18 protein-coding genes and 1 riboswitch are annotated in these 19,552 nt (G+C 65.2%); of the genes, 11 read left to right on the top strand and 7 right to left on the bottom strand.

Translation table 11 applies throughout. The annotated features are described in order from the left end of the window. The first annotated feature begins 283 nt into the window (after positions 1-283). Positions 284-2,284, top strand: coding sequence for a tannase/feruloyl esterase family alpha/beta hydrolase (locus O1A05_RS01825; RefSeq protein WP_270106397.1), 2,001 nt, complete (start codon positions 284-286; stop codon positions 2,282-2,284). 404 nt (positions 2,285-2,688) lie between these two features. On the opposite strand, the gene O1A05_RS01820 is transcribed toward O1A05_RS01825, so the two are convergent. After that, positions 2,689-4,014, bottom strand: coding sequence for an ISL3-like element ISPfr2 family transposase (locus O1A05_RS01820; RefSeq protein WP_270106396.1), 1,326 nt, complete (start codon positions 4,012-4,014; stop codon positions 2,689-2,691). Between the two features lie 632 nt (positions 4,015-4,646). Next, complete coding sequence (locus tag O1A05_RS01815) at positions 4,647-4,958, bottom strand: putative quinol monooxygenase (protein ID WP_270106395.1); 312 nt, start codon at positions 4,956-4,958, stop codon at positions 4,647-4,649. A 107-nt stretch (positions 4,959-5,065) separates the two neighbouring features. Between O1A05_RS01815 and O1A05_RS01810 the strand changes: the two genes are divergently transcribed. The 4 genes from O1A05_RS01810 to O1A05_RS15665 are packed head-to-tail and all read left to right on the top strand — an operon-like array spanning position 5,066 to position 6,944. Beyond that, a complete protein-coding gene (locus O1A05_RS01810) occupies positions 5,066-6,007 on the top strand; it encodes a GlxA family transcriptional regulator (RefSeq protein ID WP_264701732.1) in 942 nt (313 codons plus the stop codon). A gap of 9 nt (positions 6,008-6,016) precedes the next feature. Further along, positions 6,017-6,628 (top strand): phenylacetaldoxime dehydratase family protein, encoded by a 612-nt coding sequence (locus tag O1A05_RS15675; RefSeq protein ID WP_442867652.1) that lies wholly within the window; start codon positions 6,017-6,019, stop codon positions 6,626-6,628. Beyond that, positions 6,576-6,779: a phenylacetaldoxime dehydratase family protein gene (locus O1A05_RS15670; RefSeq protein ID WP_442867651.1), complete on the top strand. Its 204-nt coding sequence runs from the start codon at positions 6,576-6,578 to the stop codon at positions 6,777-6,779. Before O1A05_RS15675 ends, O1A05_RS15670 begins: the two co-directional genes overlap by 53 nt. Positions 6,780-6,800: 21 nt before the next feature. Beyond that, positions 6,801-6,944: a hypothetical protein gene (locus tag O1A05_RS15665; protein ID WP_442867650.1), complete on the top strand. Its 144-nt coding sequence runs from the start codon at positions 6,801-6,803 to the stop codon at positions 6,942-6,944. Between the two features lie 391 nt (positions 6,945-7,335). Here O1A05_RS15665 and O1A05_RS01800 read toward each other — a convergent pair whose 3' ends face one another. Together O1A05_RS01800 and O1A05_RS01795 are read right to left on the bottom strand one after the other, a co-directional pair. Further along, positions 7,336-7,851, bottom strand: a complete 516-nt coding sequence (locus O1A05_RS01800) for a CoA-binding protein (RefSeq protein WP_270106394.1) — start codon at positions 7,849-7,851, stop codon at positions 7,336-7,338. Then, positions 7,848-9,173, bottom strand: coding sequence for an O-acetylhomoserine aminocarboxypropyltransferase/cysteine synthase family protein (locus O1A05_RS01795; protein ID WP_270106393.1), 1,326 nt, complete (start codon positions 9,171-9,173; stop codon positions 7,848-7,850). Before O1A05_RS01795 ends, O1A05_RS01800 begins: the two co-directional genes overlap by 4 nt. A gap of 778 nt (positions 9,174-9,951) precedes the next feature. On the opposite strand from O1A05_RS01795, the gene O1A05_RS01790 reads away from it, so the two are divergent. Then, positions 9,952-10,305: a hypothetical protein gene (locus O1A05_RS01790; protein WP_270106392.1), complete on the top strand. Its 354-nt coding sequence runs from the start codon at positions 9,952-9,954 to the stop codon at positions 10,303-10,305. Positions 10,306-10,442: 137 nt separating this feature from the next. Continuing rightward, positions 10,443-11,285 carry a M23 family metallopeptidase gene (locus O1A05_RS01785; protein WP_270106391.1) on the top strand — a complete coding sequence of 281 codons (843 nt, stop codon included), beginning with the start codon at positions 10,443-10,445 and terminating at the stop codon, positions 11,283-11,285. 91 nt (positions 11,286-11,376) lie between these two features. On the opposite strand, the gene O1A05_RS01780 is transcribed toward O1A05_RS01785, so the two are convergent. From O1A05_RS01780 to dld, 3 genes are all read right to left on the bottom strand, one after another. After that, positions 11,377-12,390, bottom strand: coding sequence for a bile acid:sodium symporter family protein (locus O1A05_RS01780; RefSeq protein ID WP_270106390.1), 1,014 nt, complete (start codon positions 12,388-12,390; stop codon positions 11,377-11,379). 102 nt (positions 12,391-12,492) lie between these two features. After that, the gene (locus tag O1A05_RS01775) at positions 12,493-13,749 is read right to left on the bottom strand and encodes an ATP-binding protein (protein WP_270106389.1); all 1,257 of its coding nucleotides are present in this window, start codon (positions 13,747-13,749) and stop codon (positions 12,493-12,495) included. 95 nt (positions 13,750-13,844) lie between these two features. Beyond that, positions 13,845-15,557, bottom strand: coding sequence for a D-lactate dehydrogenase (gene dld / locus O1A05_RS01770; protein ID WP_270106388.1), 1,713 nt, complete (start codon positions 15,555-15,557; stop codon positions 13,845-13,847). Positions 15,558-15,687: 130 nt separating this feature from the next. Continuing rightward, a riboswitch (TPP riboswitch) is annotated at positions 15,688-15,798 on the top strand. 32 nt (positions 15,799-15,830) lie between these two features. Between dld and O1A05_RS01765 the strand changes: the two genes are divergently transcribed. From O1A05_RS01765 to O1A05_RS01750, 4 genes are read left to right on the top strand one after another with little or no spacing between them, the layout of a single operon-like run. Then, entirely contained in the window at positions 15,831-16,502 is a 672-nt protein-coding gene (locus O1A05_RS01765) for a YkoF family thiamine/hydroxymethylpyrimidine-binding protein (RefSeq protein WP_270106387.1), read from the top strand. Further along, the gene (locus tag O1A05_RS01760) at positions 16,499-17,134 is read left to right on the top strand and encodes an ECF transporter S component (RefSeq protein ID WP_270106386.1); all 636 of its coding nucleotides are present in this window, start codon (positions 16,499-16,501) and stop codon (positions 17,132-17,134) included. The genes O1A05_RS01765 and O1A05_RS01760 overlap by 4 nt, the downstream gene beginning before the upstream one ends. Further along, positions 17,131-18,651, top strand: a complete 1,521-nt coding sequence (locus O1A05_RS01755; protein WP_270106385.1) for an ABC transporter ATP-binding protein — start codon at positions 17,131-17,133, stop codon at positions 18,649-18,651. Before O1A05_RS01760 ends, O1A05_RS01755 begins: the two co-directional genes overlap by 4 nt. Next, a complete protein-coding gene (locus O1A05_RS01750; RefSeq protein ID WP_270106384.1) occupies positions 18,648-19,430 on the top strand; it encodes an energy-coupling factor transporter transmembrane component T family protein in 783 nt (260 codons plus the stop codon). Before O1A05_RS01755 ends, O1A05_RS01750 begins: the two co-directional genes overlap by 4 nt. The last annotated feature ends 122 nt before the right edge of the window (positions 19,431-19,552 follow it).

Below are 19,552 nucleotides of genomic sequence, written 5' to 3'. Positions count from 1 at the left end.
GCTTCTCTAGTCCTTAGGCTGGAAGTACCTCATCAAGGTGCGAGTGATGACAGGGGCCCCGGCCTCGACAAGATGCGTTCCCCTCACGCAGTCGAGACCGGGGCCCATTCCTTTAAGTGGCGGCTTGTGCCAAGGCATCTTCTGCGCTGATCGTTGTCACTGCAAATTATTGACCGAATCAAGAGGCCTGAGTAACATGGCGACCGTTACCCGCTTGTGATGCGGCTCACAAGGCCCCCGGGCGTGGTGGCACTCGTTCGCTCCTGTAGAAGGAAGATTCGCCATGCCATTCTCTGCACGCCCTCGACGCCTTCGCTGGCTTCTCGCCGCGGGCCTGACGGGCATCATTTCCGCCGCAGCTTTGTCTCCCGTCGGCGCCGCCCCCACCGACAACGCTCCTACCACCGATCTGGATTGCGCCGCTCTGGTCGAGTTCGAATTCGAGAACACCGCCATCGACACGGTCGAAGAGGTCGCCGCCGGTGAACTCGCGCATCGTGGCGACCCCGTGGGGGCGCACTGCCTCGTCACCGGGCGGATGAATGAGCGCGTCAGCGACGTCGACGGTGAAACCTACGCCATCGGTTTCGAGATGCGCCTACCGCAAGACTGGAACGGCCGGTACTTCTACCAGGCCAACGGCGGACTCGACGGCGCGGTCACCACCGCGCTCGGCGCTGTGGGCGGCAGCGAAAGCGCCCTGCAGCTCGGCATGGCCGTGATCAGTTCCGATGCCGGACACGATGGCTCCCAAAACCCGACCTTCGGAATCGACCCGCAGGCACGTCTCGACTACGGGTATCAAGCCGTCGGCACCCTAACCCCGATGGCCAAGCAGCTCATCGAGGACGCCTACGGTGAGGCCCCGGCCTACTCCTACTTCGGCGGCGGGTCCAACGGCGGCCGGCACGCCATGGTAGCCGCCTCCCGCTACGCCGAGGACTACGACGGTTTCCTCGCCATCGCGCCCGGTTTCAATCTGCCCCAAGCGGCTACCGCCCAGATCTGGGGTGCGCAACAGTGGATCACCGTGGCCACCGACGAAGCCGACCTGGCCACCGCGCTCACCACGGAAGAGCGCGAACTGCTCGCCGGGGCCATCCTGGAACAGTGCGACGACCTCGACGGGCTCGCCGACGGCATGGTCCAGGCGCAATCAGACTGCCAGGACACCTTCTCGGTCAGCGAGCATGTGCCCACCTGTGAAGCCGATCGCGACGGCACCTGCCTGACCGACGAGCAGAAAGCGGTCGTCACCACGGTCTTCGCCGGTGCCACCACCTCCACCGGTGACCCGATCTACTCGTCCTTCCCGTATGACCCCGGCCTGGCCGACCCTGACTGGGGCTTCTGGAAGTTCCAGGCACCCATCGCTTTGGATTCTGCCGCTGTCGGGTATCTCTTCACGACGCCGCCCTACGCACCAGAGCTCTCCCAGCTGACGGAGTTCGTCGCGGGGCTGGATATCGACGCCGTGAACGACTCCCTCTACGCCAGCGACGGCATCTATCAGGAAAGCGCGATGGAGTACATGACGCCGCCCGATCTCACCTATCAGGATCTGGTGGAGCAGGGCGGCAAGATGATCGTCATGCACGGCGCTTCCGACGGAGTGTTCTCCATGCAGGACACCGCTGACTGGTACGAGGGGCTCACCGGCGACGCCGCCGAGGCGATCCGCTACTTCGAGGTCCCAGGAATGGCTCATGTCAGTGGCGGACCCTCCACCGATCAGCACAACTCGCTGGCCGCCCTGATCTCCTGGGTTGAGGAAGAAAACCGTCCGGAGCAGCTGGCGGCCTGGGTCAACCCCGGAAACGCCTCGCTGCCGGCCGACTGGTCCACCGAGCGCAGCCGCCCGTTGTGTGCCTACCCCGAGGTGGCCTACTATGTCGACGGCGACGTCGAATCCGCCGACAGCTTCAGCTGTGCGGCCCAGGCGCCGGTCGATCCCGAGCCGAGCCCAACCGCGACAGCTGAGCCTAGCCCGACTGATTCAGCCGAACCGACCGACCCGAGGGATTCGGCCTCGTCGGTTCCCACTGACGATCCGACGGAGACGCCGACACCGACCGAGGCCCCTTCGACGGCGCCGAGTGATCCAGGGGAGCCCTCCGCCACGGACCCCGACGCTGATGACGTGTCCGCTTCGGACCGCGGCGATCTGGCTGCCACCGGATCCAGCGGCGCACTGATGATGACGGCGCTCGCGGTCCTGCTGCTGGTGGTCGGTGCGGCGATCCTGATCCTGCGGAGGCGCCGCCACGGGCACCATGCCGGCTGAGGCGTCCAGGGGACTCGCCAGATTTTCTGACGTCCGTCCCAGCCCTACATCAGCCTGTGCACACCTTAGTGTTTTTAGACTGGAGTCGCCTCTTCCAAGGTGTGAGTGAGTACTGCGGGTCGTTGATGAGAAATCATCAACGGCCCGCAGTCATGTCTGGGCCCGTTGCTCCCCGCCGGGTGTGCACCCCGAGATCGAGTTTCGTGATCAATCGGAATGTATCGATGCTGCCGGGCTACTTAACCGCATGGTTGTCTGCTACTTCACTGATTCAGTCCACTCCTTCGACCCCGCCGAACACCTTGCCGATCTCTGGTTAGCCGAGGGAAGTGTCAGCGACTAGCTCGGAGTCTTTGCGGAGCAGCTCTGGCCCACCGTGGATCGGGTGGAGCCCCTATACTGGCTCATCCCAATCGGGGGTGTAGGAGTTGGGGTCTGAAGCCGCCGGTCTCGAGCAGGCTTCGGGCGATGTAGTTGGTCAGGTTGCGGAACCCGAGTGCGGAGCCGCGCAGGTGTTCGAGCCGTCCGTTGAGCGCCTCGGTCGGCCCGTTGCTGGTGCCGGGTCGTTCGAAGTAGGCGAGCACGTCAGCGGCTCGCTTCTTCAGGGTCCGGCCCAGGGTGGTGAGCTCGGTGAGCACCTTGGGGACGCCGGGGCTGAGGTCGGTGATCAGCTTCTCCATGAGCTCGCGGCCACGTTGCCGGTCCTCGTGGCGATAGGCGGCGATCATGCGCTGGTAGATACCCCAGGTCGCCTCGACCTCGTCGTGAGCGTCATCAACGAACAGCGCGCGTAGCCTGTCGCTCTGCTTGTCGGTGAGCAGGTCCGCGCCGGTGTGCAGCGTGCGCCGCGACTTGTAGAGCGGGTCGTCCCTGAACCCACGGTGCCCGTGGATCGCGAGTTGGACCCGGCGCCGGCACCTGTCGAGGGCGTCACCGGCCAGGCGCACGACGTGGAAGGGATCCATCACCGTGACCGCGTCCGGGATCTCCTCTGCAGCGGCGGTCTTGAATCCGGTGAAGCCGTCCATCGCGACCACCTCGACCGCGTCACGGAAGGCGTCGTCGCGGTCGGCGAGCCAGGTCTTGAACGCCGCCTTCGACCGGCCCTCGACCATGTCCAGCAGCATTGCTGGGCCGGCGCCATCGCGGACCGGGGTGAGGTCGATGATCACGGTGACGTACTTGTCGCCACGCCTGGTGTGGCGCCAGACGTGCTCATCGACGCCAATGACCTTCACGCCCTCAAACCGCGTGGGGTCGTTGATCAGCAGCCGCTTGCCTTCAGCCAGGACCGCGTTGTTGGCGGTGTCCCACGCGACCCCGAGTCCCTCGGCGACACGGGCGACGGTGAGGTGTGCGACCACGATCCCTTCCAGCGCCCACCGCAGCCCGGTGCGCGAGAGCTTCGCGCGTGGCTCCGCCGCGGCGCTGGTGTCTTGGCGCCACACGTGTCCGCAGTCGGCACAGCGGTGCCGGCGCACTACAACTTCCAGCACGGTCGGTCGCCAGCCCAGCGGCTCGTGGGCCAACCGCCGGATCACGGTGTCACGAGCAGTGCCTTCGCTGCCGCACCGTCGGCACCACTGATCTGGTTCCACCACGCGGCACGCGAGGACCGCACGATCCGGTTCAAGTCGTTGTCCGGTCACGCTCAGGCCGAGGCCGTCGAGTCGAGCGAAGGCGGTCAGGTCAGGGCGGCCGAAGCCGGCCGACGGGGTAGCGTCGGACACGTCGAGGTCTTTCGGATGGATGGCGTAGGAACCTCCATCGTCGGGAGACCTCGACGTCTACCTGCGGACCGACGCGCTCGGCCGACCTACACCCTCATCTGAGAAGACCCCTGAAACGTCTTCGACGACGACGGGACCGGCGAGGAGGAGGGCGCGGTGAGCTAAAGGAATGGAGCTTGCTCGGCTTCGACGCCGCCGCAAGCTCCGGTGAAACGGTCGGTACTGGTCGGTCGTCGTCGGTCACCACCGGATGGCGGCGTCCCCCACGCTCGGCGTTTGCGCAGGTCAGCGGCTCGTTCGCCCAGTGGGCGCATCAAGCGATAGACGCAAAGCCGACGTGATGAGGTCGTCGGTTTGATTCCGACAGGCGGCTCCGGCGAACAGCCCCTGACCTGCGGAAACGCAGGGCAGGGGCTGTTCGGTTCTGGTGGTCGCGCGATGCGCTGGCCTCACGCCTCTGCCCGACACCGACGTCGCTCTCCTCTGCGACGGACCCTTCGCCGGCTGAGCGCTCGCGGCCGGCATCCTGTCCGTGTGCCGATAGGCCTCGCACCGCTCGGCAACGCAGCATGGCGTTGCGTCGCGACCTGGCGACGGCTCGGCGGGGCGCGATCGTCTCGTGCGTTGGCGGACTACGGGAGCTTGGACGCGAGGACGTCGGCCGCCAGGATCTCGGGTGCTGCGCTGAGGAGGTGCTGGTTGGCCGTCAGGGCTGCGACGATGGCGCCGTTGGCGTGGGCGTCGCGAGCGGCCTCGTCGGGGAAAGCATCGAAGATCCAGAAGGTGTCGGCGTGGGTCCTGACCGCGAACCAGACAATCGTTCCTACTTCTTCGTTGGCGAGTGCGACAGCGCCGGCGAGCAGATCGGCGAGCGCGTCGTGCTGTCCATCGGCCGCGACGATCTTGGCGACGAAGGCATACGGAAGTGATGCGGGTGTTGACATGAGGGACTCTCCTAGGTGTCGGGGTTCTTCGTGGGACGAGTTCAGCGTATAACGAGCGAGGGCCGGTGGGGAGTGGCGTATACGGCAGTATTGCTATTGTTTACGTCATGCGTATAGGACTGATCGCGATCGACGGCTGCTTCGGTTCGGCTATCGCGTCGATCATCGACATCGTGCGGGTGGCCGACGGAGCCCGCGGCGATGTCGACCCGCGGATCGACCCGATCGAACTCGCCATCCTCGGACCGAAACGGCGAGTGACCACGACGTCATCGATGACCCTGTCGGTGGACCACCCGCTGTCGGAGTCCGGAGAGTTCGACGTGGTCGTCGTCCCTGCGCTTGGAACCCTTACGGCCGCCGCTACCAACGACGCCCTCCAGAGCCGAGATGCTCGTTCGGTCATCGCCTCGCTCGGGCGCCTCGACGAGGCGACCACCCGGATCGCCGCGGCGTGCACCGGCGTGTTCGCTGTCGCCGAGACCGGACGGATGCATCATCGGCGGGCGACGACCAGCTGGTTCCTGGGGCCGGAGTTCCTGAAGCGCTATCCGACCGTCGCCCTCGATCTCGACACCATGGTCGTGGCCGACGGGAACCTCGTCACCGCCGGCGCCGCGTTCGCCCACATCGACCTCGCGCTCTCACTCGTGCGATCGATCAGCCCCGACCTGGCCCAACATGTCGCCAAGCTTCTCATCATCGACGAGCGCCCGTCGCAGGCGGCCTTCGTCGCCTACGAACATCTCCGGCACGAGGACCCGATCGTCGTCGAGTTCGAACGCTTCGTGCGCGCCCGCCTGGACGAACCGTTCAACGTCGCCTTCGTCGCGCAGTCACTTGGCACCAGCCGGCGCACCCTCGAACGACGAGTCCGTGCGGCACTCAACCTCACTCCGCTCGGCTTCGTCCAACGGCTTCGCATCGAACGAGCTCGGCACCTCTCAGCAACCACGGACCTCACCTCCGCCGAGATCGCGTTACGAGTCGGCTACGCGAACGCCGAGACTCTGCGCTCCCTCCTGCGTAGGGAGCGACGCCGTTCCTGACCTATCGCCATGCCTGTAGCCGGTGTGCTAGTGCTCGACTGGAACCACCTCTCAGCACGTCGCGTCGACGCTCCTGCGTCGCCCCCTGGACGACCCACTCGACACGCCCGCAGCACAGGCCATGTGACGTGTCCCGGCTTCCCGGACGGTCGGGGTTGGGTGGCTGTGATGTCGCTGCGTTCTCGTCGAGAGCATCAGCAGACCCGATCAGAGTCGATTGGGATAAGACGCGAAGGCGGTCAGGTCAGGGCGGCCGAAGCCGGCCGGCGGGGTAGCGTCGGACACGTCGAGGTCTTTCGGATGGATGGCGTAGGAACCTCCATCGTCGGGAGACCTCGACGTCTACCTGCGGACCGACGCGCTCGGCTGACCTACACCCTCATCTGGGAAGAGCCCCTATACTTATCCGAACACATTCAGGGCGTGGCAGAAGTGGCCACCGGGCTGAGTGGCGAAATTTTGGAGCACGGTTATTGGGGCAGCGTCCGAGATCGGTTGCTGGCCGCCCAGCGGGACCCGCTGGTTGCGTCTGCAGGGGGAGCGCCATCTCGACGGCGAGATCGTCACTGTGCGCCAGGTGCACCATGCGTGTCTGATCCGCTCAGGTCAGGACTGGTCTGAAACCCGAGGCGCGGAGCGGACTATGTATGTGGAGGAAGTTGAGCCTGTGCTGCGTCGGGGTATGAAGTTTCTGCGGGATGACGGTGAGGGTATCGGTTGTCTTGCCAATCGTAACGTTCGTGTGCTGGACGACGAGGGGGTCGCCCCGTGACCAGGACTGCGGGATGAGCTGGTGGCGCTGCGTTATCTCGGGGAGCACGGCGGCGGGCACCTTAAGCTCACCCACGAGGTGTTCGTGATCGAGCGCGGGCAGGCGATCTTCCGCTACCGAAACTGCCACGTGCAGACCGGGCTGCTGGCGGGTTTTGCGGCGTGATTGTCTGCCCAGCAGACGCCCACCGTTCGTCGTTCCCACGCTTCTCTCAGGAATCTCACCATCGTTCTCCAGGTGGACCAATGGTGGTGCTCAGCATCGGTCTTTAGAGTGGTAACTACCTCTTCAAGGTGTGAGTGATGAACAGGCAGAGCCCCGACGGTCCATAGATCTCGGGGCTCTGCTCATGCGTGGACCCGGACGCAGGACCATACCGGACTGACGAATCGGCCATCGCCGGACATTGGCAGGCAGTGAACAGCCGAACCCAAGCCCCGTCCCAGGTTCGATTCTTAGAGTAGGTACTACCTCTTCAAGGTGTGAGTGATGAATAGACGGAGCCCCGGTGGTCGATCGACCACCGGGGCTCCGTTCTTGTCCGCACGTGGTTCGGTCAGCGGTCCAGCTGCTGGCGCTTTGAGGAGATGACGCCGGTGTTGAATCCGGCCAGGTTCAGGCCGCCGTGGAAGCGGGCGTGCTCGATCTTCACGCAGCGGTCCATCACGATGTCCATGTCGTAGCTCTCGGCCAGATGGGCGGCGTCCTCGTTCCAGATGCCCAGCTGCAGCCACACGGTCTTGGCACCGACGGCGTGGGATTCTTCCACGATGCCGGGGGTGTCTTCGGCTTTGCGGAACACCTCCACCAGGTCTGGCACGACCGGCAGATCCGCCAGTGAGGGGTACACCTGGTGGCCCAGGATCGTTCCGCCCTTCTCGGCCAGAATCGGATTGATGAAGTACACGTCGTAGGTGGTGGAACTCAGCAGGTAGGTAGCTACGAAGTACGAGGCGCGGGCCGGCTTGTCCGAGGCGCCCACGATGGCGATGGACTTCGTGCGGCGCAGGATGTCCAGTCGTTGCGGGGCGGACGGGCCGGTCCAGGTGCGGTCGGGAATCGCGGTGCTCATGCGGAGACCTCCTCGTCATCGTGGGTGGAAGCGTCGGCATTCACGGCAGCTGTGAGGGCCTGGTCGAGATCCCACAGGATGTCCTCGACGTCCTCGATGCCCACCGAGATGCGGATCATGTCCTCGGGGATGCCGGCCTGCTCGAGCTGTTCTGCGGCGAGCTGTTGATGGGTGGTGGATCCCGGGTGCAGCACCAGGGTCTTGGCGTCGCCGATGTTGGCCAGATGGCTGGCCAGCTGCAGGTTCGCGATGAACTCTTCGCCGGCAGCGCGGCCGCCCTTCACCCCGAAGCTGAACACGGAGCCCACGCCCAGCGGCAGCAGTTCTTTGCCGCGCTCGTGGAACGGGCTGGAGGGCAGCCCGGCGTAGTTGACGTAGGCCACGCGCTCGTCGGCCTCGAGCCATTCGGCCACCCGCTGGGCGTTGGCCAGGTGGGCGTCCATGCGCTGGGCGAGGGTCTCGATGCCGATCATCAGCTGGAACGCCGACTGCGGTGCCAGCGACGGGCCGAAGTCGCGCAGCTGCTCGGAGCGCAGCTTGGTGAGGAAGCCGTACTCGCCGAAGTTGCCCCACCAGGACACGCCACCGTAGGAGGCCACCGGTTCCGTCATGGCTGGGAACTTGCCGTTGTCCCACGGGAACAGGCCCGACTCGACGACGACGCCGCCCAGGGTGGTGCCGTGGCCGCCCAGGAACTTGGTGGCGGAATGGATGATGATGTCTGCGCCGTGCTCGAAGGGGCGGATCAGGTACGGCGGGGTCAGGGTGGAGTCCACGATCAGCGGCACTCCGGCGGCGTGCGCGACGTCAGCCAGCCCGCGCAGGTCCACGATGTCGCCCTTGGGGTTGGACACGATCTCGGTGTACACCGCCTTGGTGTTCTCCTGAATGGCTGCTTCGAAGTCAGCGGCTTCGGTGGAGTTTACGAAGGTGGTCTCGATGCCGAAGCGGCGCAGGGAGACATCCAGCTGCGTGACGGTACCGCCGTAGAGCTGGGAGGAGGCCACGATGTGGTCCCCGGCGCCGGCGAGGGCGGCGAAGGTGACGAATTCGGCGGCCATGCCGGAAGCGGTGGCGACCGCGCCGATCCCGCCTTCCAGAGACGCCATGCGCTCCTCGAAGGCTGCCACTGTCGGGTTGCCGATGCGGGAGTAGATGTTGCCGTACTTCTGCAGGGCGAACAGGTTGGCGGCGTCGTCGGCCGACTCAAAAACGTAGGAGGTGGTCTGGTGAACCGGGACGGCGCGCGAACCGTGGACGGCGTCGGGGACGGCCCCGGCGTGGAGTGCTCGCGTGCGGAAACCGAACTGGTGCTCTGCCATGTGGATCCTTCCGTGGGGTGATCTCCTCCCATTGTTCACGAATGAAGAGCTCACCGCATCTACGTAGGACCCTCGGCGTCATACCTGCTGCGGTTTTCAGGCGCCGCTCGGCATGCCGGCTCTGGACCGCCGGAAAAGAGACGACGATGGTTAGCAGGCTGGCTCGGATTCTGAAACCCCGTTGACATAAGTCTTAGACGATGGGGGGCTCTTCGCATTTGAGTGGGTAGATCAGGGTTGAGGCCGAAGGCGGGCGTGGCGGGCCCTGGATAAAAGTCGAGGCCTTCCGATGATGGAAGTTCCTACACTCATCATCCGAAAGACCTCGAGATGTCCCAGCAGAGGTTCTCTGCCCCTGACCTGAGCGCATTCAGCAGAGTCGACGAACTCAGCCTCGAAGCCACTGGCCAGTTTCTGGGCCCCGACACGGGTGTCTTGGAATGCCGCCGGGCTCACCGAGATCCGTGGTGTCACCACTGCGGAGGACAGGCCAGCTCACGAGGCACCAGTGCCCGGCGTCTGGCTTATGAGCCCTTCGGTCACCGACCCACCACTTTGTGAGTCCGGGTGGGCCGCTATCACTGCCCACATGGCGCGCATCAGTGGCGCGAAGACCTGGCAAGGGCGGCCCAAGATCCCCAAGTGCGGTTTCTGAAGAGCACCTTACTGAACGCACGAGCTACGTATGGCAAGATCCCGCATCGATGATGGAAGCAGACAGTGCGGGTCACGGGGGGCCCGCCCCAAAACCGGTGTCACCAATGATGTGACTTCGTACTTGACTCAATATAACGAATTGAGTGATGACGAGTCGATGGATCCGCAGGCGGTAATCGACATGTTCCACACCGAAGACGCCATGATGCGCGTCAACCATCGTGTCAAAACCGCGACGGAGACGGTTGAACAGATCCGACGCTTTCGCCGGACCAAACGCCGCTACGATGTCAGCGTTGAACAATCGGTGGTGCATGAGGGTGCGTTCGCAGTTCGTTATACGCTAAGTCCTATCAATCACCGTGGCGCCGGGCCCCGGTTGAATGTCAGCGACTTTGGCCGTTTGGCAGCTGACAGCAGGATTCGCCGAATGGTCGCGCACGTCCAAACAGAGAACGGGGCCTGGTCAACATGAAACTGAGTGATTGCGTCAGCGGAGACGATACCGAGGAGAAACATCGAGTGACGCGTGATCAGGCTCCGGTAGAGAACTCTCTTCGGCGAACACTCTCTACCCTTCGCCCGTTGTGGCGATTGATGATGCTGATGGGGGTGCTTCTGATCGTCGCTGATGTGACCGGTCTGTTCGACCCGCCCGGAGGTATTGTCTGGGTTCTCGCCGTGATCGGACTGGTGCTTGTCGGGTACTTGCTCTCTCGGACGGCTCCCGTGGGGAATACGAGCGCGCCAGCCGTGCTCCGGGCGCCGGTGCACGGTCGGTGGCTCGCAACGAACAGCCCTGGTCAGCAGGTGCCAAGTCATGGAACTGCGACTCGTGGACAGCGCTATGCCGTGGATCTCTCGCATCCAACGGTTGCCGAAGACATGACGACGAAGGTCAACCCGGCCGGCGTGCGCATGGCCTTGCGTGGCACGCGCCCAGAAGAATTTACATGCTTCGGTGAGCCTGTCTACGCCATGGCTGGCGGAACAGTGCTGCAGGCATCCGACGGGCAACGTGACAAAAGGGCTCGCAACACCTGGATCGGGTTGGTCTGGATGCTCATTGTCGAAGGCACGGTTCGTGAACTGATTGCGGGGTCTCGAGCTGTGCTCGGCAACCGTGTGGTGGTGCAACACGAGGACGGAACTTTCGCCGCCTATGCGCACCTCCGCCGCGACTCCGTCGCCGTGGTTCCTGGGCAGCGAGTAGAAGCCGGGGAGCTTCTAGCCGAAGTGGGCAACACCGGGAACACCACTGAGCCGCACCTGCATGTGCAACTGATGGATCGTGCCCGGGTAGACGCGGCTGCGGGGATTCCATTTGTATGGGGAGGCCTGGACGTGGGCGAGCTGGACCCGGCGTGGACGCCTTTGGCGAAAGACCCCACCGCAAACGCATTGACAGAGATGCCTCGTAACGGGCAGATTTTCCGAGTGGCGGGGACGCCGTGACCTACGTTGGTGCGTTGAAACAAGGGCGACGCCGAATCCCCTCATGAACATCATGTGTCTCCACCATGGTGGGCTTGGCCCGCCTCGCGATCTAGCTGTCGACGGAGCGGGCGCGCTTCTCATGGCGTGCTGAGCGGGCGCGGAAGAACAGCGCCAATAAACCGCCGGAGATGTTGTGCCACACGCTGAACACCGCGGCCGGCAGGGCCGCCACCGGGCTGAAGTGTGCGGCGGCCAGCGTGGCGGCGAGACCGGAGTTCTGCATGCCGACCTCCACCGCCGTCGTGCGTGCCACCCGCTCCGGGTAGCGGAACAGCCGGGCCGCGACGTAGCCGAGCATGTAGCCGAAAGCGTTGTGCAGCACCACGACGAGCAGCACCAGCAGCCCGGCTTCCACGATGCTGTCCGCCGAGCCGGAGACGACCGCCACCACCACGTAGGAGATGCCCAGCACGGACACCCACGGCAGTGCCGGGAGCACCCGGTCCACCCAGGAACGCAGCAACCAGCGCACCAGCAGCCCGGCGACGATCGGAATCAGCACCATCTGCACGATGGAGATCGCCATCGCCCCGGCGTCGACGGGTAGCAGTGTGCCTGCCAGCCACAGGGTCAGCAGCGGGGTGAAGATCGGGGCCAGCAGCGTGGACACCGAGGTCATCGTCACCGACAGTGCCACATCACCCTTGGCCAGGTAGGTGATCACGTTCGACGAGGTGCCGCCCGGGGCACAGCCCACCAGGATGACACCGATCGCGAGCTCGGCGGGCAGTTGGAACACGAACACTAACGCCACGGCGAGGGAAGGCATGATGACGTACTGGGCCACCACGCCCAGCAGGATCGGCAGCGGCCTCTTGGCGACCAGGGCGAAGTCCGGCACCGTCAGGGTGATCCCCATGGCGAACATGATGACGCCGAGTGCCACGTTCGTATAGGTGGCCAACGGGGCCATCTGGGTGGGGAAAAGGAACCCGATGAGGAACGCGGCGATAATGATCGCTGGGAACAGGGTGACGGCGATGCGTGCGGAACGGTCCTCGCCCTCTCTCGACGCCGCGGCTGCGGCGCTACCGTTCGGGATGGGTGGGGTCGTATTCGCCATTGTCGCTCCTTGAGAACCTGCAGGTGTGCTGAGTGCATCCTGTCAGATCGACTCAGAAACTCCGTCAGATTCTCGTAACGTGCTGTCCCAGTCCGCCGCCGTTCAGTGGTTCCAGAGCGTGGAGATCGGCAGTCCCCAGAGTCGATCCCCGAAAGGCACAGCGCGTTCTCCGGTGTGGAGCACGACGCCAGCGGTGAATCGCGATCCGAGGCGATCGCGGAGATAACGGAGCCCTTTGAAATGGTCGCTGCGGGGGCTCGTTGTTGCCTTCACCTCCAGGCCGACGACATCGCGTTTCCGATCTTCGAGGATGATGTCCACCTCGCGACTGTGGTCGTCGCGATAGTGGTAGATTCGCGTTCGCTTCGACGACCAGGCTCGCTGTTTCTCGAGTTCGCCCAGCACGAACCCTTCGACGAGGCCGCCCGTGAGCGGGTCTGAGACGGCGCGTTCGAGGCCATCGATGTCGACCTCGGCAAGGTGGGCTGCGAGCCCGGTGTCGGCCAGAGACACCTTGGGAATCGATACCGCGCGGTTGGCCACGTTGTTGGACCAACCCGGAACGACTCGGATCAGGAAGATGCTCCGCAGCGCCTGCAGATACGCCGGTAGCGAGCGGGCCGGTACATCGATTTCGCGCGCGACGCGGGAAGCGACGAACTCTCCGGAATTTCTGGCTGCGATGAGGGTGAGCAACGTGAGCAGCCGGTCGGGATATTGGAGATGCACGACGTCTGGGGAGTCTTTGGCCAGGAGGCGCTCGAGGTAACTGGAGAGCCAACGTTCCTTCGCCCGTTCGGAGCGTGCGTGTGCCTCCGGGTAGCCGGAGGAGATGGCCAAGGAGAGATAGTCCCGTCGTGAGTATCCAGGTTGATCGGCCGGCGCGGTCCCTTGAGGCAGGGACCAGATATAGGAAGCGAAATCCGCTGGGTGCTGAGCGAGTTCATCCTGACTGAACCCCTCCAGGGGGATCGTCTCGGCGCGGCCCGCCAGTGATTCCTGTGAGCCTTTCATCGTGAGCAGATCCGCCGAGCTGGTGACGATGAAGCGACCGGGTCGACGATCAAGATCGACGGCCGCTTTGATCGCGATGAGCAGGTCCGGGACGCGTTGAATCTCGTCTATGGCCAGAATGCCTTCGGGGAACTGTCGAGCGAATCCATCCGGATCTTCGGTGGCAGCCTGGCGATCGGTGACATCGTCTAGGTTCACGATGCGTGAGCGGCGGTCACGCAACAGCTCATGCATGAGGGTGCTCTTGCCGACTTGTCGTGCTCCGCTGATGACGGTGATGGGGGTGTCAGCCAGAGTTTCTTCGGCTAAAGCGGTGACGTTGCGGTGGATCAAGGGCGTTGTCATGTCTTAACTATACCGCCTCGTTGCCGATTTCACCGGGGTTCGTTGCCGATTTCCCCGGCTCTCGTCGTCAATTTCACCAGGGTTCGTTGCCGATTTCACCGGCTCCAGTCGCGGTGCGGGGACGTGCCGCCGATGCCCGGATTGAACATGTTGGTCGGATCCAGTTCCCGGAAGTGCGCTTCCAGATCGTCCGGCAGTTCGTAGAGCCGACCGTAGTTGTGCTCGGCCGGAATCGCAGCGCCGCGTTCTTCCAGTAGCGCCATCATCCTCTTCTTCAGTGCCACCGGGTCCACGCCCTTCTTTGCCACATGATCCTGATGCAACACATGGCAGAAGAAGTGCCCATAGTAGGAACTCACCGACAGCTGATCGGCGATCTCCTCGGGCAGTACCTCCAGCCAGTCGTCGTCATCACGGCGCAGAGCGACGTCGAAGGTGATCATCTCGGAGGATTCCTTGCGGTGCAGGTTGAAGTAGCGCGTCATGGCGCTGGCCGCACCGAAGCGCAGCAGCATCGCGCTCTGTGCCTCGTCGCTCGTGCAGGTGAAGTAGCCGCCGTGGTTCTCGGCGTCGTCGAAGAATTCGGTCAACAGGCGAGTCATGGCCTCCTCGTCCTGACCGCTGACCACCATCACCAGGTGATGCTCGAACCGGTCACGGTACTCGAGCATGCGCTTCGGCAGCTGCTGCGGCAGTAGGGCGAAGGTTTTCTGAGCGATGGTGTCGGCGACCGTCGGCCCGAAGAAGGGGACCTTCGCGAAGACACCGTTGGCCCAGCTTTTCAGCGCGAACAGCCGACGCACCTGCTGGCTGCCGGCGTACTTCAGGCCCATGAACGTGTCTTTGCCGTACTTCGCCGCCAGATCGAACGCCTCACGGCCCATGTACTCTCCGGAAATCGGCAGCTGATCCTCCGAGCTGAGGATCGTTCGCCGCAGTCGCTCGAGCTCGGCGGGGCTGTCGGTGCCGATGTAGTAGGTGGTGGTGCGCTCGTCCTGCGGGAAGGTGCGGGTGCGCACGGCGAAGGTCATGATTTTGCCCGCACTGCCGGATGCCTCATGGAGGAAGGTCGGGTCGGCGTTGAACCGTGCCGGGCTCGGCACGATCTGCCGCACATGCTCCGCGTAGTCGGTAGCCCGGGTGTCCTCCGGAGGGGCGGTCACATCGTCGGGGTTCCAGCGTCCCTGCTGTAGCGCGTCCAGAATCTGCTCCGGGTCCTCGCCAAGATCGATGCCTAAGTGGTTGGTGAGTTCGAGCTCGCCCTGCTCGTTTACCCGCGCGAAGACGGCGTGCTCCGTGAACGCCGGTCCTTTGCGCACCTGGCTGCCGCCGGAGTTGTTGGCGATGCCGCCGATCACCGAGGCGCCGATAGAGGTAGACCCGATCACCGAGTGCGGTTCGCGGCTTAGAGGTGCCAGTTTCTGCTCCAGCTCGAACAGGGTCGCCCCGGCCAGGCTGACCGCCTCGCGCGCGTCGTTAATGAGGTGGATCTGCGGGATGCGCAGGGTGGAGATGATCACGATCTCCCGGTCATAGTCTTGAGCGCCGGGGCCGGACCCGCCGGTCAGCCCGGTGTTCGCCGCCTGGGGGATCACAATCAAGTCATGGTCAACGCAGACCTGCAGTGCCCGCCAGATCTCGACCAGGTTGCCCGGACGCAGCACGGCGAGCACCTGCCCTGACCCGAAACGGTTTCCCTTCACATACGGGGCGGTGGCCCGCGTCGAGGTGAGCACGTGGGAGGTGCCCAGGATCCGGGTGAAGGCGTCCACGGCGGTGGTAGCCGGTTCGGGGTGGGTCTGGCGCATGGTGCTCCTTGGTCGCGGGGTGTCCGTCTCACCGATTGTGCCCCGTCGACTCCGCGATGTCGATGACGATTCCCGGTGTCTCTAGCATCGGGGCTGGTCAACCGCGTCGTGCAGGCACTAGGGTGGAGGATCGTAGACCCCGGGGTGCACCGATACTGGTGCTGAGAGTGCGGAGATGCCGCAGACCCGAATCCACCTGATCCAGTTCGTACTGGCGTAGGGAGTGGTCCGATAGCTCTGTGAAGAGTTCCGGTGGTCGGAAAGGCGGCCACCGTGACTGGCCAGACCCTCACCCCCGAGCAGATCGGGATCGGGATGCGCATCAGCATCCACCCCCACACCGACGCCTTCGTCGACGTGATCCTCGCTGCCCTCGAGGAAACCACGACGACGGCGCAGCAGCGGGGAATCCTCCAGAACCTGGTGATCGAGACCGGTGAGGTCTCCACCTATGTGGGAGTGCGCTCCGGAGAGGCCGGCCAGCAGCTCGCCGAGTACGCCACCACCCTGATCGCTGCCGCCTCCCGTGCCTCAAACCGGGCGCATCTCACCAGCCACCTGCTGCTCTCTCGGGGCTGCCCGGGGGAGGCCGCTTGTGAGCTGGTGCCCGGGGAGGTGCCGGCGGAGACGCACGTCGACCTGGAACTCACCGGACTACCCGCCGTCGCAGCCTGGTCGTTGTACCCGCTGGCCGACGACGGTCTGCCGCACATGGAGCCCATCATGGCTGCGATCGACGCGGCAAAATCCAGCGGCATCGACGTCGTGAGCGAACACTACGCCACCGTGCTGCGCGGGGACCTGGCCGAGGTGCTGGCGCTGGTGGTCAACGCCTGGGGGCGGGTGGGTGAGCAGGTGCCGCATGTGGTCAGCCACGTGAGCATCTCGCTGGACTCGCCCAGCGCCGCCGCTGAACCGGCTCAAGCTGAGGCAGGTGCGCGATGAGTCAGACACAGCAGCGGTACCTCTCGGCCGGTTCCGGCGTCGTCGTGAAGAACCCCTATGACAGTCCCTGGCGCTGGCAGCTCAAGGACCTGGTGATGCTGGTGGTGCTGGGCGTGGTCTTCGGCTTCATTTACTGGGCGCTGGTTCAGGCCTGGAACGGTTTGGCGGTCCTGATGGGCCCGGCCGGTGACCTGGCCCAGCACGTGCTGCAGGGCGGCTGGTTGTTGGTGGCGCCGCTAGCGGTGGCGATCACCCGGAAAGCCGGGTCGGGAGTGCTGGCGGAGATTCTGGCCGCAACCGTTGAGTTCGTTTTTCTTGGTTCCCCGGTCGGTCCGGTGCTGCTGGTGTCCGCACTGTTGCAGGGTCTGGGCTCCGAGCTGCCCTTCGCCCTGGGCCGCTACAGGCGCTTCGGGATCAGCCGCTACGCCGTGAGCGGGTTCTGCGGCGCGTTCTTCGTGTTCTGGTTCTCCACGTTGCGCTTCGGTTGGTGGGGCCAGGAAATTTTCGGGATCCGCCTGGGCATTCACAGCCTGTCCGGGATCATCCTGGGTGGGCTCCTCGCCTGGGTGCTAGTTCGCGCGGTGAAGGCCACCGGGGTGGTGGACAACTACGCGATCGGCCGGGCGCGATGACCTCGCTGGAACCGGTGAACTCGGTGGAGCCGATGGGCTCTCTGGTTGAGCTGCGCGGCTTCACAGCGGTGGACCCGCGCAGCGACCGGGTGCTGCTCGACGACATCGACTTCAAGGTGGCGCCGGGCGAACAGGTGCTGCTGCTGGGCGCATCGGGCGCGGGGAAATCGACCCTGTTGGACGCGATCCGTGGGGTGGTGCCGCACTCGGTTCCCCTGGAGCTCACCGGGGAGTGCCTGGTGAACGGGGAACCCGTGCTCGGCTCCACCGTGGCACAGCTGACGCGGACCATCGGCACGGTGCCCCAGGACCCGCACGCCAGCATCTGCCTACCTCTGGTGGAGGATGAGATCGCCCTGACCCTGGAGAACCACGGGGTGGATCCGGCCGAGATTCCGGGGCGGATCACCGAGCTGCTCGGCGACGTGAGGGCGGCTCATCTGCGCTCCCACCGCACCCGCATCCTCTCGGGCGGCTGGGTGCAGCGGATTGCCACGGTCGCCGCGCTCGCGGCCCGGCCGCGGCTGGTGCTGGCCGATGAGCCCACGTCGATGCTCGACGGCGCTGGCGTCTCCGCGGTGATGGAGCTGTTGACCCAGCTGACCGGTGACGACGGCGCCCTGATCCTGGTGGAGCACCGGCTCGATGAGCTCTCGGTCTCCGCCGGAGGTCCCGGACTGCCTGCGCGCACCGTGGTGCTGGAGGCCGGGCGGATCCTGGCCGATGGCCCCACCGACGCCGTCTTGTCCGAGCACGCCCAACGCTTGGAGAACAGCGGCGTCTGGGTGCCCGGGGTGAAGGCCGAAGCGTTCGCTGAGTTTGCTGAGCTCGCCGAGGACCCTACACCCGAGGCGTCCCCGGCGCTGCTGCGCGCCGCTGGGCTCACCGTTTCCCCGGACCCTGAGACTCCGCCGGTCCTCGACGGGCTCGACCTCACCGTGCGAGCGGGGGAGCGGATCGTGGTGCGCGGGGACAACGGCTCCGGCAAGACCACCCTGCTCACCGCGCTCGCCGGACTGGTGCGGCTGCGCGGTCGCTCTGGTCGATCGGGCAATGCCGGCGAGCTCACCGGGACGGCACCGGTGATGGTGTTCCAGAACCCGGAGCACCAGTTCCTGGCCCACACGGTGAATGATGAACTCGGCGAGGATCCGCTGGGCACGGAGTTGGCGGATCGATTCGGGCTCGGCCACGTGGGTGCGCTGAACCCGTTCCGGCTTTCCGGCGGGGAGCAGCGCCGACTCTCGGTGGCGCTCGGACTGCTCGCGGCTCGTCGTCGTGAAGACCCCACCGTGCTACTGGCGGACGAGCCGACCTTCGGGCTGGACCGGGCGAGCACCACCGCGGTGATGTCGGAGCTGGCCCGGTATGCGGCGGATGGCGGCGCCGTGGTCGTGGTGACACACGACGACGAACTCACCCGCGCCTGGGCGACCCGAGTGGTGCGGCTGCCCGGACGCGACCTGGCGGTTTGTGGCGCCGACGCCGACACAGTGGATGCAGGGGAGCGACGATGACGCAACGGGAGCGGACCCAGGAAAAGCGGCGGGAGCGGCAGCGGCTGCGCATCGTACACCCCTCGACCCTGGTGGAGCCGGGGGTGCTGACCCGGTGGAACCCGTCGGTGAAACTGGTGACCCTGTTCGTCGTCTCGCTGGCGCTGTTGCTGGTGTGGGATCCGTGGCGGCCGGCCGCGCTGTGGCTGGGACTGGTGGCAGTCGCGTTGACGCTGGGCAAGGTGCCGTGGCGCTGGCTCGCGTTGGCTCACATCCCGTTCATCGCGTTCGCGCTCGGACTGTTCCTGGTGAACGTGTTCACCCGGGACAACGGGGTGGCGATCGGGATCGCCCTGGCGGGACGCACCCTGGCCATTGGGGTCGCCTCGATCCTGTTCCTGTGCAGTACTGCACCGGTGGAGCTGATGCGCTCGCTGAACCAGAACCTGAAGTTGCCCGCCTCGATCACCTTCGCCGTGCTCGCCGGGTACCAGCTGTTGTTGGACCTGCCGCGGGAATGGCAGACCATCAGGGCCGCCCAACTGATGCGCGCCGGTGCTGCGCCTCAGCTGGGCGACGGACGTGCACCGAAACTGCGCGTGCGGGAGGCCGGGCGGCTGGCGTTCACGGTGCTGATCGTCGCGCTGCGACGCTCGGAAAGGATCGCCACCTCACTGGAATCGCGCGGATTCGGTTTGAAACCGCGTACCGTCTACCGTCCGGTGGTGCTGCGCACTCGTGACGTCGTCGCCGGACTGATGGTTAGCCTCGCGGCCGTCGCCTACTGCTGGCCCTGGTGAGAGTGCCCGTGCCCGTCGTGGAGCTGTGCGAGGTGCGCGCGCATGTTTTCGGAACTGATGCCTCTCGAGGGCTCCGAACGCATCTCATCATACGAAGCCACCACTTCGGCGCGGAGCCATTC

The organism is Citricoccus sp. NR2, from assembly GCF_027594385.1.
Taxonomy (GTDB): domain Bacteria; phylum Actinomycetota; class Actinomycetes; order Actinomycetales; family Micrococcaceae; genus CmP2.
This window is presented reverse-complemented; position numbering and strand designations above follow the sequence as displayed.